Annotated in this window: 13 protein-coding genes; 12 read left to right on the plus strand and 1 reads right to left on the minus strand. The window is 39.1% G+C overall.

What is annotated here, in order from left to right:
• Window positions 1-149 precede the first annotated feature (149 nt).
• From H3U82_RS05035 to H3U82_RS05045, 3 genes are all read left to right on the plus strand, one after another.
• The gene (locus H3U82_RS05035; protein WP_078475340.1) at window positions 150-647 is read left to right on the plus strand and encodes a PAS domain-containing protein; all 498 of its coding nucleotides are present in this window, start codon (window positions 150-152) and stop codon (window positions 645-647) included.
• Between the two features lies 1 nt (window position 648).
• Window positions 649-1,395, plus strand: a complete 747-nt coding sequence (locus H3U82_RS05040) for a phosphate/phosphite/phosphonate ABC transporter substrate-binding protein (protein ID WP_078475282.1) — start codon at window positions 649-651, stop codon at window positions 1,393-1,395.
• Window positions 1,396-2,167: 772 nt separating this feature from the next.
• Window positions 2,168-3,568, plus strand: a complete 1,401-nt coding sequence (locus tag H3U82_RS05045; protein WP_100125326.1) for a DHA2 family efflux MFS transporter permease subunit — start codon at window positions 2,168-2,170, stop codon at window positions 3,566-3,568.
• 251 nt (window positions 3,569-3,819) lie between these two features.
• Here H3U82_RS05045 and H3U82_RS05050 read toward each other — a convergent pair whose 3' ends face one another.
• The gene (locus H3U82_RS05050; protein WP_084551624.1) at window positions 3,820-5,214 is read right to left on the minus strand and encodes a nucleobase:cation symporter-2 family protein; all 1,395 of its coding nucleotides are present in this window, start codon (window positions 5,212-5,214) and stop codon (window positions 3,820-3,822) included.
• 224 nt (window positions 5,215-5,438) lie between these two features.
• Between H3U82_RS05050 and dapA the strand changes: the two genes are divergently transcribed.
• The 9 genes from dapA to H3U82_RS05095 all read left to right on the plus strand — a co-directional run bounded on the left by dapA (window position 5,439) and on the right by H3U82_RS05095 (window position 12,831).
• The gene (gene dapA, locus H3U82_RS05055) at window positions 5,439-6,314 is read left to right on the plus strand and encodes a 4-hydroxy-tetrahydrodipicolinate synthase (protein ID WP_025330452.1); all 876 of its coding nucleotides are present in this window, start codon (window positions 5,439-5,441) and stop codon (window positions 6,312-6,314) included.
• A gap of 46 nt (window positions 6,315-6,360) precedes the next feature.
• Window positions 6,361-7,509, plus strand: a complete 1,149-nt coding sequence (gene bamC, locus H3U82_RS05060) for an outer membrane protein assembly factor BamC (protein WP_078475284.1) — start codon at window positions 6,361-6,363, stop codon at window positions 7,507-7,509.
• Between the two features lie 748 nt (window positions 7,510-8,257).
• A complete protein-coding gene (locus H3U82_RS05065; protein ID WP_144340636.1) occupies window positions 8,258-8,500 on the plus strand; it encodes a hypothetical protein in 243 nt (80 codons plus the stop codon).
• Window positions 8,501-8,693: 193 nt separating this feature from the next.
• Window positions 8,694-8,933 (plus strand): NGO_0222 family membrane protein, encoded by a 240-nt coding sequence (locus H3U82_RS05070; RefSeq protein ID WP_025330449.1) that lies wholly within the window; start codon window positions 8,694-8,696, stop codon window positions 8,931-8,933.
• Complete coding sequence (gene rdgB, locus H3U82_RS05075; protein ID WP_198209518.1) at window positions 8,926-9,537, plus strand: RdgB/HAM1 family non-canonical purine NTP pyrophosphatase; 612 nt, start codon at window positions 8,926-8,928, stop codon at window positions 9,535-9,537. The genes H3U82_RS05070 and rdgB overlap by 8 nt, the downstream gene beginning before the upstream one ends.
• Window positions 9,530-10,729: a radical SAM family heme chaperone HemW gene (gene hemW, locus H3U82_RS05080; protein WP_198209520.1), complete on the plus strand. Its 1,200-nt coding sequence runs from the start codon at window positions 9,530-9,532 to the stop codon at window positions 10,727-10,729. The genes rdgB and hemW overlap by 8 nt, the downstream gene beginning before the upstream one ends.
• A 30-nt stretch (window positions 10,730-10,759) precedes the next feature.
• Complete coding sequence (locus H3U82_RS05085) at window positions 10,760-11,146, plus strand: RidA family protein (RefSeq protein ID WP_025330446.1); 387 nt, start codon at window positions 10,760-10,762, stop codon at window positions 11,144-11,146.
• 60 nt (window positions 11,147-11,206) lie between these two features.
• The gene (locus H3U82_RS05090) at window positions 11,207-12,025 is read left to right on the plus strand and encodes a symmetrical bis(5'-nucleosyl)-tetraphosphatase (RefSeq protein ID WP_084564907.1); all 819 of its coding nucleotides are present in this window, start codon (window positions 11,207-11,209) and stop codon (window positions 12,023-12,025) included.
• 257 nt (window positions 12,026-12,282) lie between these two features.
• Entirely contained in the window at window positions 12,283-12,831 is a 549-nt protein-coding gene (locus tag H3U82_RS05095; RefSeq protein WP_078475288.1) for a hypothetical protein, read from the plus strand.
• The last annotated feature ends 88 nt before the right edge of the window (window positions 12,832-12,919 follow it).

Consider the following 12,919-nt stretch of genomic DNA (forward strand, 5'->3'; position numbering starts at 1 on the left):
ATTTCCAGAAATTTATATTAGCAGTAAATTTATTAAAGTAGAAAGAATAAACTACTGTAAGAAAAATAAAAAATCTGAAATGCATTTCTATTAAGCACACTCATTCTTTATCAGATTAAACCAAAATTGAAGGACAGATAAATATGGATATGAGTCGTTGGATTCAGCCAAAGCCTGAAGGTGAATTTTCAGAGTATAAAATTAAGCATTATCAGCAAGACGGAGAATCAACAGTATATGTAACTCATCAGGAATTTCCTTATCCTGATGGTGCTTTAATTGTATCACGTACAGATCTTAACGGTATTATCACGCATGCCAATGACGTCTTTGTTGATATCAGTGGCTGGGCACGTGATGAAATTATTGGTGCTCCACACTGCCTTTTACGTCATCCTGACATGCCAAAAGCTCCATTTGCCGATATGTGGGAAACCTTGCAAAGAGGCGAACGCTGGTACGGTTATGTTAAAAACTTACGAAAAGATGGCGGCCATTACTGGGTATACGCCACTGTAATTCCGAACTTACGTCAAGGCAAAGTGATTGGCTATAGCTCAATTCGTCGCAAACCAAGCCGTGAACGTGTTAACGAAATGAGTGCCAAGTATATAGAAATGCTGAAAACTGAACAGGAAGGAAAATAATATGCTGAGTTTAATGGTTGTACCCGATTATTTGCCTGATCAGTTCAGCACATGGTATTTGCTAAATAATTACCTGCAAAAGAAAAGCAATCAGAATATTTCTCTGATTATGCCTCCTTCATTTGATGAAGTAAAAGCACAGCAAGATAAAGAAAAAGTCTCTATGCTTTTTGTTAATCCGTTTGCTGCCGGTAATTATGTACGTGAACAAGGTTATTTACCACTGGTTAAACCTAAAAATCAACCAGATGAGATTGTAATTGTTACTGCGGCTGATTCGGAAATTAATGCTATTGAAGAGCTCAAAGGTACTGTTGAACTGGCTCTTTCCAATAATGAAGATGCCAACTTTATTGGTTTGCGTTTGCTTGAACCAGCTAATCTGAGCGATGATGAGCTGGTTATCAATCGTAAAGATAACTTCCTTATGGTAGCTTCCAGTGTTATCCGCCAACAAGCAAAAATTGGCATTATTCAAGCTGAAGTATATGACAGCTTTAACTCTGTTACCAAAGATCAGTTAAAAGTATTACTGAAAAGCCGGATTAATGAAGTATCTCATGTCATGTTATATCATAAAGATATAGCTGATAAAGCAGAGCCGTTGAGAGAGATATTATGCAAAATGGCAGACGATTCTGATGGCGCTACTATTGTTAAAGCATTAAGTTTTCCAGAAGGCTTTACCGAGTTATCTGAAGAAGATATGGAATTTATGATTGATGTTGTAGACACATTACGTATGTAAGTCTATTACTGCATTCTAGACCGTGTTAGCTTTATTAAGCTAATACGGTTTATTTTATATCTAACCTTTTTGTTTTATATAAACAGAGTAGATATTATTTATGTGAAACATATATCAATTTTTTTGAGATTTATTCAATACTTTCTCATTTTTTAATTATCCACCTTATTTGAAAAATTTTTTTATAAGCCGGATACCAAAAGCAAGCTTGTACTTACCAGCATCTGCAATAATAAATTTATCTAATATTCATAATGATACATGTACACAATGAATATTATTTAAAACATCTAAATATTTTTCTAAATTTATAATGATTACTTTGTATGTTTGTTAGCTTTTTCCATTGTAGTGAAGCAATGTGTCTTCTGGTAAACAAGTTTAATAAATGTAAAAAACAGATATACCTTAAATTATCCACATACTGGCATTTTTCACCAGACTTTTATATAAGCTTAAATATGATTCAGAAAAAATAAAATAATATCTATCTATACAATTATCCGAACATTATAAACAAACTCAACAAACCTATATTTTATAAAAAATTACTTATCAGAATTTGGTAACGCATGCCTGCTTCGCATTATTAATCTACCATAATAAAACATATATCAACCTTAAAGCATAAACACTTCTTATATACATTTATTATCTTAAAATTATGAATATAAAAAATATACTTTCATAAATTTATGCTTTTATATTAACAAAATAATGCATTACATGAGTCTGTTATAATAAATGAATCCATTATTGATAAACAACAATTATGGCTTCTATTAACGACAGTAAACCCTCACGCTTTTTGCCCATTTTGTTGGCAATAGCCATTTTTATGCAGCAGCTGGATGCTACTATCCTGAATACTGCTCTGCCCTCAATGGCTGCCGATCTGGGGCAGTCACCGCTTAATATGCAATCTGCAATTATTGCTTATGCGCTAACGCTAGCAATAATGATGCCTCTGTCTGGTTTTCTGTCGGATAAATTAGGAACTCGTAAACTTTTTATGGGTTCTATGGTCATATTTATTATTGGATCTGTACTGTGTGCTGCAAGTAATAATCTGGCTTTGCTAGTACTGGCCAGAATCATTCAGGGTTTGGGTGGCGCAATGTTAACACCGGTAGCCCGTTTAACCATGATGCAAGCTTACGACCGCTCTAAACTCATAACTGTTATGAATTATGCCATCATGCCGGCACTGATCGGCCCAGTACTGGGGCCGATTATTGGTGGCTATCTTGTGGTATATACCAGCTGGCACTGGATATTTTTGCTTAATGTACCGATAGGTTTATTAGGATTACTGGTTACCTGGTATATCATGCCCAATTTTAACCGTCCGGCAAATTACTTTGATGGATTAGGTTTCTTTCTGTTTTCAGCATCTGCTTTTTGCATGACGCTTACTTTTGAAACCATGTCACATGCTAACAATATTTTATTTGGCTGTATGATGGCTATTGCAGGTATTGGCGCTTTATTTGCCTATCTTGCTCATGCACGTCAGAACAACCGTGCTTTGTATCCTCCGCATTTAATTCTGGTGCGTACATTTCGCCTAGGGCTGGCAGGTAATTTAGTAAGCCGCCTTGGCATGAGCGCCCTGCCTTTATTATTGCCTTTATTATTTCAGGTTGCTTTTAACTATGATGCGGTAAATTCAGGCTGGCTGCTGATGCCTCTTGCTTTGGCGGCTATATTTGCCAAACCTTTTCTTAAGCCCTTAATGAATCATTTTGGTTATCGTAATACACTTGCCTGGAACACACGTATTATCGGTATACTGATTATGTCACTCGCTTTAATCAGTGCCAGTACACCGCAATGGTTGATATTATTACATCTGTGTATTTTGGGCGCCTGCAACTCTTTGCAGTTTACTGGTATGAATACCATTACACTGGCTGATTTACGTCCTAATCAGGTTAGCAGCGGCACCAGTCTGATGGCTGTTAACCAGCAACTGGCATTAAGTTTCGGCATAGCAATTGGCGCATTACTTTTACAATCTTTCAGTCGTGCCAGCTTTATCAATCATAATATTACTACCGCGTTTCGCATTACTTTTATTATTCTCGGCGTATTCACTCTGCTTTCAAGCTGGATATTTGCCCGTCTGCATTCAACTGACGGTGCTAATCTGCTTTCAAAGGAAAAAGCATAGATTAACAATTTTCTGAATTCTGACAAAAAAATTACTTATCTGACTGATATTGTTATTAAATCAAAGGATAATATCAAACTAAAAGTAATTTTTAATACAAAACTAATACCATTCAGAATTACAAATAATTAAACTTTTCCATGTAATTCATAGTACTCATTAATTACAGTAGAACTTACTATTTAAAATTATTATTTTAAATTTATAAAAAAAGACTGCCAATATTTTTGGCAGCCTTTTTCAGATATTAATTAATGTGGAATGTCGTCACTTAAATAAACAGCCGGTTCACTTTTATCATGTGGCAACACTATATTTAGAATAATCGCTACAATTCCGCCCATACAAATCGGATTTTGAAACAATATTGGTAACTGAGCAAATACTTCCGGTTCAAAAGCCACACCCAGACCAAGCCCCAGTGATGTGGCACAGATAACTGCTTCACGGCGTCGGATACCAGCAGTAATAATAATTCTGATACCGGCGGTGACAATCAAACCGAACATAACCACCATGGCGCCACCTAAAACCGGACTGGGAATAGTGGTAAAAATAGCACCAACCCATGGAAATAAGCCAAGTATAATCAGAATAGCAGCAATATATTTACCGACATACCGGGAAGCAACTCCCGTCATCTGAATTACGCCATTATTCTGGGCAAAAGTGGTTAACGGCAATGAACCCAGTGCTGTAGCAATTACGGATACCAGACCATCAGCCATTACCCCGCCGCGTAAACGGTTTGTGTACAACGGACCATCTACCGGTTGATTAGAAATCATGGCGGTAGCAGTTAAATCACCTACTGCTTCAAATACACTTAAAAGATAAATGGTACCGGCCACCATAAAGGCATGCCAGTCAAAAGCAAAGCCGTATTTAAATGGAATTGGTATTGTAATTAAGGGTAAATCGTGCAGATTGGAAAAATCTACAATGCCCATAAAAATTGCAATTACATAACCTGATATTAAACCTACTGCAATGCCGGCCATACGCCACCATGCATTTTTAAAACAGTTAAATAACAATACAGTAAACAGTACAAATGTAGACAGAGCCAAATTAGACCATGAACCGAAAGTATGATTTGCTTTTGCAGTAAGACCACCGCCAAAGTCAGTAATACCGACATGAATAAGGCTCAGGCCTATCATCAATACCACAACTCCGCTTACAGTAGGTGTGATGATTTTTTTCAGAAAAGGTAACAGCCATGATGCCCCGATTACTAAAAAGGCGCCCACGAATGAGACGCCCAGTAAAGTTGAAATCATAGTATTTTCATTCATCCCGCTTTCTTTCATGCCCAGCCCCAGCGCAATCATGACAGTGACAAATGAAAAATTAACTGATTGAATTGATAACAGCCCCGAACCAATAACACCAAAGCGGTGTACCTGAATATAAGTACCTACACCTGAAGCTACCATAGACATTGAGACCAGATAAGCAGTCATGTCAGCCGGCAGTTTCAGCGCACCGCCCACCACAAGAGCCGGCGCCACCATAGGAACAAAAAGAGCGAGTAAATGGGTTAATGCACTGAGCAAACCATTTAAAACAGGAGGTTTTTCCTCCAGACCATAGACCAAATCAGAGTGTTCATTCTGCTTACGAACAGAGGAATTATCGGCCATGTCATCCTTCCTTATTTGCTTTATGCATGTGTGAAATGTATATAAAGCAGCGTATTTTAAGCGATACGGCACTGTTTAATCTAGAGCAAACTATTGAGGAATAGAATCTTTAACACAAGCAAACTACTTTTATCAAAAGTGGTTCGAATACCGGCAGTTTTCCATGTAAGCAAAAAATACGCTACAATCATCACATTTTTAGCTCACCTGTAAAGGGTAGAATTATGTTGACAGGCAGCCTGGTTGCCATCGTAACGCCTATGCATGAAGATGGCAGTATTGATTATGAACAATACAAACAGCTTATTGACTGGCATATCGAGTCCGGAACCGATGCCATTGTCGCCGTGGGAACAACCGGTGAATCAGCCACACTCAGCGTGGATGAGCATTTGAATGTCATCAAAACTGCTGTAGAACATGTAGCCGGACGTGTGAAAGTAATTGCCGGTACTGGTGCCAACAATACTCATGAAGCAATTTATCTGGCTCAGGAGGCTCAGCAGGCTGGTGCAGATATGACTTTGTCTGTAGTACCCTACTACAATAAACCGAATCAGGAAGGTATCTACCGCCACTTTAAAACTATTGCCGAAGCAACCAGTATCCCCATGATTTTGTATAATGTCCCGGGTCGCACTGTTGCCGATATGCAACCGGACACAGCCTTACGTCTGGCAGAAATTGACAATATTGTTGGTATTAAAGAAGCCACTGGCAACATTGGCCGTGCATGTTATCTGTTTAAGCACGTACCTGAAAATTTTGCAGTTTATTCCGGTGATGATCCTACTGCCCTGGCATTTTTACTGTGCGGTGGTCATGGTGTGATCAGCGTTACTGCTAACGTTGCTCCGAAATTGTTTGCAGATATGTGTCATGCAGCTTTGCGCGGAGATATTACCGGTGCACGCGCTTTAAATGATAAATTACAGCGTCTGCATGGTGATCTTTTCTGTGAACCAAGCCCTGCACCAACGAAATGGGCACTGTCTAAACTGGGTAAAATCAATCCGGTTTGCCGACTGCCTATTACTGAATTAACTCCTGCCGGACAGGCTGTCGTGTTAGCCGCCATGCAGGAAGCCGAATTAATTTAAACACAAGCCTACATTGTCATTGTAATGCACACTGAAAGTGGCCGATATGAATATAAGTAAAACCGTTGCACTAACCCTGCTGGCAGCCAGTCTTGCCGCCTGTGCCAGCAAAAAAGATAACCTGCCTAAACTGGATTATCAGTCTGACAATAAAAAAATTGTTCAGCTGGATGTACCTCCTGATTTGACTGATCCGAATCAGGGGAACCGCTTTAGTGCACCTGGCAGTACACTGATTAATGGGGCTGTACGTGCCAGTGACATGAACAAGAAAGCAGGCAAAACTCAGAATAATGCGAATGCACAGGTACTGACTCAGGTACCAAATATTCATTTACAACGTGATGGCAGTATTCGCTGGCTGACTATCGATAACAAGCAAGCTGCTGAATTATGGCCGCTGCTCAGAGCATTCTGGCAGGAACAGGGCTTTACCATCGAGCGTGAAGAACCATCCATTGGTCTAATGCAAACCAACTGGGCGGAAAACCGTGCCAAACTGCCATCTGATGTGATTCGCGGTATATTCGAAAAAGTAGGTCTGGGTGGTGTTTACTCCAGCGGCGAGCGGGATATGTTTACTATCCGTCTGGAACGTAATAGCAAAGGCGGTACAGATGTATTCTTCAGCCAGAAAGGTATGAAAGAAGTCTATACCAGCAAAGATGGTGACAGCACTGCATGGCAGCCAAGACCAAATGAGCCTGAGCTGGAAGCAGCATTTCTTGCGCGCTTTATGCAATATCTTGGTGCAGACGCCAAACAGGTACAGCAACAGATAGCTGCCCAAAAACAAAACCCGAATGAATACAATCTAGCCAAAATTGATGGCAATAGTATTTACCTGCTTGGACCTCAGGAACGTAACTGGCGCCGTGTTGCACTGGCTCTGGATCGTGTTGGTCTAAATGTAATTGGCGAAAACCAGAGTCAATATGCTTATCTGGTTGAAGTAGCTGCTGCAGAAGCCTCTTCTGTTTCTAATAAAAAACCAGGATTATTCGGACGTATGTTCGGACGTAGCAAAAAAGCTGAACAACAGCAACAGCCAAAACAGCAACCTCGTCTGATGGTACTGGCAATACCTCTCAAGGATGGCGGAACACGTGTCACTCTGGCCAATGAAGATGGCACAATATATACCGGAAAAGATGCCACAAAATGGCTTCAGCAACTGGATCAGCAATTACGCTAACTTTAAAAAAGCCTGCTTATGCAGGCTTTTTTAAACCAAACAACTACCCAGACTTTTATTTCAGGTCGCCTAATTAAATAATTAGAATCAATTTGGATTAAATGGATTGTTTGATTTCTAATCAGAGCTAATTAATTACTTTAAGATTAACTTAACTGACACGGGATTTTTGTTTTATGCTGTTTTCAGGATTCGATTAAATTACTTATCAAATACTTTTTTAAATTACATACTAACGATTTAATATTTATATCTTTTAAAAATAAAATTATTTTTATACAATCTTTTTTACTGTTCAATCTGTTTATTATAAAACCGGTTTTCTTGTCTATTAGACAGATAAACAGATTCTAAAGATAGAAAATAAAAAATTCTGAAGTGTCAAATATGAAAAAATTAATTGTTAGTTATTGTGTTCTTTCAATGACCGAAATTGGAGCTTTAGTTATCGGTACAATATTCTTTGCGGATATACGCTTTCCATTATGGTATAGTATTACCTGCTTTGTTATTGCTGCTTTCGGCTTAATAATACTAACGCCATTTACCATTAAAATAATTAAAATTAATCGAAACTTAAATTAATTCAATATCCATTTTCAATAATATTAATTTATTTTATATGCATATTTTTAACTATAAGTTGTAAATATTTATTATTTAAATATTTACAATAGTTTTCATTTAACAGATTTTCTGTATATAATTGGCTGGAATTTCTTCTTTAACCTTTTATAATGTCAGACTAATGAAAAAATTAATTATAATGCATATCTGCACAAGCCTTATGTTTGTAATCTTTCTCGGTATCGGATTTTTTCTCTATAATAAAGATCAGCAACTGACAATTTATAGTAAAACATTTTTTATCCTAGGTGCAATTATGGCCATTGCAGAAATGCCTTTGACCCTTAAACTAACCAAAATGAAACAAGAGAATCAGCAGAAATCTGAAACAACTACAGATTTTACTTCATTGGGGAAAAAATAAAATTTTTCAGTTTATGAAATCACTATAATTAATATTAATCTGTATTTTATAAATAACTCATATTTTTTTACTTAAAATTGATTTATAAACTGATTTATTTTATTCCGGCTGTAAGTAATAATCGTAAATAGCTGTATCTTTCTTAATTAACCAATCTGTCCAGCCAATTTATATCTTTTTAAAGCATTTACGAATGACGAAACTCAAACTTTTATTACTCATTCTGGCTTCATGTACATTTATGTTTATTGGCTGGGTTGTGCTGGGCTGTTATTATTGGGTACATCAACAGCACACTATTGCGATAATCTGCTGTTTACTCGCTTTCATTAGTGTACTGGGGCAATTTGCTGCGCTGGCATTTACTTTGCGTGAACGTGCATACCGGCAAATTAATCAAGTGTTATCCTCAAATGATGTAAACCATGAATAAAATTGTTCTTGCCAGTAATAATCAGGGCAAGCTGGCTGAATTCAGCCGCCTGTTTAATTCTTTAAATATCGAAGTTGTTCCGCAGTCTGAATTTAATATTCCTGAGTGCCCTGAACCTTATGTCACATTTGTTGAAAATGCACTTGCTAAAGCACGTCATGCCAGCCGTTATAGTGGCTTACCGGCATTAGCCGATGATTCTGGTATTTGTGCCAATGCACTGCATGGCAAACCTGGCGTCCATTCAGCACGTTATGCAGGTACAGAACCAAAATCAGATACAGCCAACAATGCCAAGCTGGATGATGAATTACGCAATTGTGATGACAAAAGTGTGTTTTATGTATGCGTACTGGTTTTAGTGCGTCATCCTGATGATCCACAGCCATTAATTGCTGAAGCCAATTGGTCTGGGCTGTGGCAATCCTCTGCTGCAGGAAGCAATGGTTTTGGATACGATCCGCATTTTTATGTTCCAGACCAGAAACTGACTGCTGCACAAATGAGTCAGGAAGAAAAAAACCGGATAAGTCATCGTGCTCAGGCATTAAATATTTTAATGGATAAACTGCGTGAGCAGTATGGTCTGAATACTCATGTCTGAGTTTCCCGTTTCTCTGCGAATACCGCATTCTGTTACGCCAGCTTTGACCAGTTTACCGCCACTATCTCTGTATATTCATATTCCATGGTGTGTTCGCAAATGTCCGTATTGCGACTTCAATTCGCATCAGCTTAAGCAGGAACTGGATGAGCAGAAGTATATTGCTGCCTTATTAACTGATCTGGAAACTGAACTGCCTTATTTCTGGGGTAGGTCTGTTCACACAATTTTTATCGGCGGAGGGACACCCAGTCTGTTTTCCGCATCTGCATTTGAAAAGCTCTTAAGCGGCATTCGTGCACGGGTTAATCTGATACCCACAGCAGAAATTACCCTTGAAGCCAATCCGGGCACATTTGAACGCGATCGTTTTGCAGACTATGCAGCAGCTGGTATAAACCGGCTTTCCATCGGAGTACAAAGTTTTGCCAATGACAAACTGGCTGCACTGGGTAGAATTCATAACCGCAAAGAAGCACTAAATGCCATTGAATCAGGCTTAATCCTGTTTCCTAAACTCAATATTGATTTGATGTACGCCTTACCAGGACAAACTGTCGAACAGGCAAAGGAAGATATTAATACAGCAATTGCAACTGGCGTAAGGCACATTAGTGCTTATCAGCTTACACTGGAACCCAATACACCTTTTGCCCATTCACCTCCTCCGAAGCTACCGGATGATGACCATATTGCTGATATAGAAGAAGCTGTACATACATCACTGTCACAGGCAGGTTTTCATCATTATGAAACGTCTGCCTTCGCCCACCCTCAGCAGCAATGCCGGCATAATCTGAACTACTGGCAATTTGGCGATTATATCGGTATCGGAGCTGGTGCTCATGGTAAGATATCCAGTGCTCAGGCAATTGAGCGCACTACCCGGTGCAGGCATCCGAAAGATTATCTGCAAGCGATGCAGCAGCAACCTCAGTGTGCTATTGTCCGCCGGCAAATTTTTGCACAGGATTTACCTTTTGAATTTATGCTGAATGCTCTGAGATTAACTGATGGAGTTCCTACTACATGGTTTAGCGAGCGTACCGGCTTGCCTGTTGCCTCCATTCAATGTGCAATTACTCAGGCCGTAGAGCGAGGTTTAATGGACGCAGATCCGTTAAACTTACGTCCGACTGCACTCGGACGTACTTTTCTGAACGATTTACTGGCTTTATTTTTGAAAGACTGATAACCCCTTTTCATACCAAGGAGTAAAAACATGGGAAAAAATATTATTCATACTGAGAAAGCACCGGCTGCTATCGGTGCTTATTCACAAGCAGTGCGTGCTGGCAATACAGTATATCTTTCCGGTCAGATTCCGTTAGTAGCTGAAACAATGCAAATCGTTGATGGTGGTTTTGCTGAACAGGCACATCAGGTGTTTAAAAATCTCCGGGCGGTTGCAGAAGCAGCCGGAGGCAGTCTGAATGATTTGGTAAAAGTAAATGCCTATCTGACTGATTTGAGTAATTTTGCTACGTTTAATGAGATTATGGCGCAATACTTTACAACCCCTTATCCAGCTCGTGCTGCTGTTGAAGTTTCTGCTTTACCTAAAGGTGCTCTGGTTGAAGCTGAAGCCATTCTGGTACTGGACAAGTAAACAGACAAATCGGGACAAACCAGTTTGATTAGGTTTATCCCGATTTCTCAGGAGATGAATATGGCACAGTATGTGATTGGTGATTTACAGGGATGTCTGACAGAGTTTAAAAAACTGCTGGATAAACTGAGTTTTAATCCCGGTACTGATACCTTATGGCTTACCGGAGATCTGGTAAACCGGGGCCCGCAATCACTGGCCACATTGCGTCTGGTAAAACAGCATGATGGCTGTATGCAGACTATTCTGGGAAATCATGACTTACATTTACTTGCACTGCATTATGGTTATGGCAAACTCAAACGTGCAGATACAATCAGTGACATTCTGAATGCGCCCGACAGAAAACAATTAATTGACTGGTTACTCCGACAGCCTTTATATCGCCAGCAGGACAATTATGTCATGGTACATGCAGGGATCTGGCCTGAATGGACATGCGATCAGGCACAGCTACTGGCTCAGGAAGTGGAAACCGTATTGCAAAATACACCGGAACAATTTTTTTCCCGAATGTATGGAAATAAACCTGTTCGCTGGAACAATAATCTCAGTGGCGATGAGAGATTGCGTTTTATCACTAACAGCTTTACCCGGATGCGTGCACTGACTGATGACGGAGCAATGGATTTTGATTATAAAGGGACGCTCATTAATATACCAGCGCATCATATTCCATGGTTTAAGGCGCCACACCGCCAAAATATCGATAAAACCATTCTATTCGGTCATTGGTCGGCATTAGGTTTTTATCAGGCCGATCATGTTGTGTGTGTGGATACCGGTGCTTTATGGGGGGGTAGCCTGACAGCTTTTAATCTGAATGACAGAAGCGTGGTACAGATACCAAGTGAAATAAAGTTAAATATTGAAAATTAAATACAGTTAAAATAATGACTTTCACATACTAACAGTTGACCTTGAAAGCAAATATTTCACTTGAAACATGTTGTTGTGAAGAATTTTTTATTCATGTACTATTAACATAGTAACGATAACGTTTAAACTGTATTATTTAATACTACCCTACATTAGCTAAAAAAGACTAAGATACAGCTATTGCATCTTTACCTAAGCCAAGTATGATGGTTTATGTTATCAGAAGATTTATTCATAAATGCTTATAAGGAGTTGTCATGAAAAAAGTTCTTGTCCCGGCTGTATTGTTGATGCTGGCTGTTACCGGCTGTGCATCAAAACATCATCATAAAGCACCTTCTGCACAAGTAGTCGTACCTGCTGCAACTACAGCGAATGTACAGATAGATGCACGTAAAGAAGTAGCTTATTTATGCGGTACTGGAGCAGCCAAAAACCGTTTGACTGTAATGTACGGATTGCAAGGTCAGAATGTCGTGGCAGCTCAGGTAAATTATCAGGGCAGACTTTCTCCTGTAATGATGCGTGATGCACGTGATGTTAACTACAATACTTTCGTTTCTCCCGAAGGCATTACCTGGAAAACCGCTATTGCCAACAGCGATACTGTAGATAAAGTTGGTGCTCTGGGTCTGTTACAGCCAAGCAAACAGGTGATTAACGGTCAGGAAAAAATTGTTCCGCAAATCGTTACCCAGAACTGCGTAATAGATAATGGTACAGTGGCAGTAGCTCCGGCTAAAACCAAAACTGTTAAAACCACCAAAACTGTTACTACCAAAAAAGTATACAAACGCAAAAAATAATTGATTGTATTTTGAAAAACGGCAACCTTTCAGGTTGCCGTTTTTATTTTATATATGAATAAAAAACTCTTCTACTTCGTATCTGCAC

Origin of the sequence: Snodgrassella sp. W8132, assembly GCF_016100865.1 — a bacterium.
Lineage (GTDB): Bacteria > Pseudomonadota > Gammaproteobacteria > Burkholderiales > Neisseriaceae > Snodgrassella > Snodgrassella alvi.

What these genes read in the sequence shown, in the direction of transcription:
- H3U82_RS05035 (WP_078475340.1), top strand. Translation starts at nt 150, where the DNA reads ATGAGTCGTTGGATTCAGCCAAAGCCTGAAGGTGAATTTTCAGAGTAT.
- H3U82_RS05040 (WP_078475282.1), top strand. Translation starts at nt 649, where the DNA reads ATGCTGAGTTTAATGGTTGTACCCGATTATTTGCCTGATCAGTTCAGC.
- H3U82_RS05045 (WP_100125326.1), top strand. Translation starts at nt 2,168, where the DNA reads ATGGCTTCTATTAACGACAGTAAACCCTCACGCTTTTTGCCCATTTTG.
- H3U82_RS05050 (WP_084551624.1), bottom strand. Translation starts at nt 5,214, where the DNA reads ATGGCCGATAATTCCTCTGTTCGTAAGCAGAATGAACACTCTGATTTG.
- dapA (WP_025330452.1), top strand. Translation starts at nt 5,439, where the DNA reads ATGTTGACAGGCAGCCTGGTTGCCATCGTAACGCCTATGCATGAAGAT.
- bamC (WP_078475284.1), top strand. Translation starts at nt 6,361, where the DNA reads ATGAATATAAGTAAAACCGTTGCACTAACCCTGCTGGCAGCCAGTCTT.
- H3U82_RS05065 (WP_144340636.1), top strand. Translation starts at nt 8,258, where the DNA reads ATGAAAAAATTAATTATAATGCATATCTGCACAAGCCTTATGTTTGTA.
- H3U82_RS05070 (WP_025330449.1), top strand. Translation starts at nt 8,694, where the DNA reads ATGACGAAACTCAAACTTTTATTACTCATTCTGGCTTCATGTACATTT.
- rdgB (WP_198209518.1), top strand. Translation starts at nt 8,926, where the DNA reads ATGAATAAAATTGTTCTTGCCAGTAATAATCAGGGCAAGCTGGCTGAA.
- hemW (WP_198209520.1), top strand. Translation starts at nt 9,530, where the DNA reads ATGTCTGAGTTTCCCGTTTCTCTGCGAATACCGCATTCTGTTACGCCA.
- H3U82_RS05085 (WP_025330446.1), top strand. Translation starts at nt 10,760, where the DNA reads ATGGGAAAAAATATTATTCATACTGAGAAAGCACCGGCTGCTATCGGT.
- H3U82_RS05090 (WP_084564907.1), top strand. Translation starts at nt 11,207, where the DNA reads ATGGCACAGTATGTGATTGGTGATTTACAGGGATGTCTGACAGAGTTT.
- H3U82_RS05095 (WP_078475288.1), top strand. Translation starts at nt 12,283, where the DNA reads ATGAAAAAAGTTCTTGTCCCGGCTGTATTGTTGATGCTGGCTGTTACC.